The sequence below is a fragment of the Rhabdothermincola sp. genome (assembly GCF_036846205.1).
Taxonomy (GTDB): domain Bacteria; phylum Actinomycetota; class Acidimicrobiia; order Acidimicrobiales; family Acidimicrobilacustridaceae; genus Rhabdothermincola.
Genome location: NZ_DAIUCK010000184.1, coordinates 1 through 1947 on the forward strand (window position 1 = coordinate 1; position 1947 = coordinate 1947).

At 69.9% G+C, this 1947-nt stretch carries 2 protein-coding genes; both read right to left on the bottom strand.

What is annotated here, in order from left to right; translation table 11 throughout:
- Positions 1–27: 27 nt before the first annotated feature.
- Entirely contained in the window at positions 28–1509 is a 1482-nt protein-coding gene (ffh, locus tag V7004_RS15760; RefSeq protein WP_334145217.1) for a signal recognition particle protein, read from the bottom strand.
- A gap of 29 nt (positions 1510–1538) precedes the next feature.
- The coding region (locus tag V7004_RS15765) for a BON domain-containing protein (RefSeq protein ID WP_334145218.1) at positions 1539–1947 on the bottom strand (409 nt) is incomplete at its 5' end.

Below are 1947 nucleotides of genomic sequence, written 5' to 3' on the forward strand. Positions count from 1 at the left end.
GGATCAAGCCGAGCGGCCGGCGGGTGATCAGCGGGAGCGTCCCCCGCCGGGAAGGCCCGGCAGCCCGGGGGCGCCTCCTTGCAGATCCTCGAGCGTCGGCAGCGCGTTCGGATCGATCGTGGGCAGACGCAACGACGACCCCTTCGGCGAGACCCGCCCCTTCGGGGTGGCCCGTCCGCCCCCCTTGACCTTCTTGCCTTTGCGGGCCTTCTTCATCCGCTTCGACCCGAGACCGCCCATCCGCTTCATCATCCGCGAGACCTCCTTGAACTGCTTGAGGAGCTCGCTCACCTGGGCGGGTTGGGTGCCACTGCCCCGGGCGATGCGGTTGCGGCGGGACGCGTCGATGCAGTCGGGGTCGAGGCGCTCTGCCGGGGTCATCGACCGGATGATGGCCTCGATACGTGCGATCTCCCGGTCGTCGATCTGGGTGTCGCGCACCTCCTTGGGGACGCCTGGCAGCATCCCGATGAGCCCGGAGAGCGGGCCCATCTTCTTGATCTGCTGCATCTGCTCGAGGAAGTCCTCGAGGGTGAACTGCCCCTCGAGCAGCCGGGCCGCCGCGGCCTCTGCCTGCTCCTTTTCGAAGACCTCCTCGGCCTTCTCGATCAGCGTGAGCATGTCGCCCATGCCGAGGATGCGGCCGGCCAGCCGGTCGGGGTGGAACAGGTCGAAGTCCTTGAGCTTCTCACCGGTGGAGGCGAAGGCGATGGGCTTGCCGACGACCTCCTTCACCGAGAGCGCTGCACCGCCGCGGGCGTCGCCATCGAGCTTGGTGAGGATCACACCATCGAGCTCGAGAGCCTCGTGGAAGGCCTCCGCGGTGGCCACCGCGTCCTGGCCGGTCATGGCGTCGATCACCAAGAAGGTGTAATGGGGGTCGACCGCGGCCGAGATGTCGCGCACCTGCTGCATCAGCTCGGCGTCGATGGCCAGGCGCCCGGCGGTGTCAACGATCACCACGTCCCGACCGAGCGAGCGGGCCTCCTCCAGGGAGCGGCGGGCCACGGTGACCGGATCGGTCGGCTCGCTGAACACCGGCACGTCGATCTGCGAGCCTAGGGTGCGGAGCTGTTCGACGGCCGCGGGCCGCTGGAGATCGGCACCCACCAGCAGCGGGTTGCGGCCCTGGCTCTTGCACCAGCGGGCCAACTTGGCCGAGTTGGTGGTCTTACCCGAGCCCTGCAGACCGGCCATCAGCACCACGGTCGGTGGCTTGGGGCTGAAGGTCAGCCGGAAGGTCTCGCCGCCGAGGGTGCGGGTGAGCTCCTCGTTGACGATCTTGACGACCTGCTGTGCAGGACTCAGCGCCTGGCTGACCTCCTCGCCGACGCAGCGCTCGCGCACCCGGGCGACGAACCCCTTGACCACCTGGAAGTTGACGTCGGCCTCGAGCAGGGCCAGGCGGATCTCGCGCAGGACCTCGTCGACGTCGGCCTCGGTCAGCTTCCCGCGGCCCCGCAGGCGCTTGAAGATCGCGTCGAACCGGTCGGAGAGAGCGTCGAACATGAGTGTCGTAGCCTACCGAGGTGGCGGGCTCAGCCCGCCTCGCTCGACGCAGCGGTGTCGAGCTCGAGCAGGTCGTCGACGCCGGCCACGCCGGGGATGTTGGCGGCGACGCGCAGCAGCTCCTCCCGGGCGGTCTCATGGGGCACCGTGCCCCGCAGCTGCACCCGCCGGTCAACCACCGCCACATCGGGTTGCGGCAGGTGCCAGGTGCGGGGAGCGTGGCCGAGCTCGAAGGCCACCCGATCGGCGAGCTCCTCGTCCGACAGCCCCGACTGGCCGGTGAGCAGCCGGCGCAGCTTCGCTCGCATCTCGCGTCCCTTGCTGGGCGCGAACAGCAACCCGATGGCCAGCCCGAGCACGAAGCAGAAGACCCCGGAGATGCCGGCGGCCCGGGTCGCCCGCCACCCGACCTTCACCGGGGCACCCCCCACCTTCACC

What these genes read in the sequence shown, in the direction of transcription:
- ffh (WP_334145217.1), bottom strand. Translation starts at nt 1,509, where the DNA reads ATGTTCGACGCTCTCTCCGACCGGTTCGACGCGATCTTCAAGCGCCTG.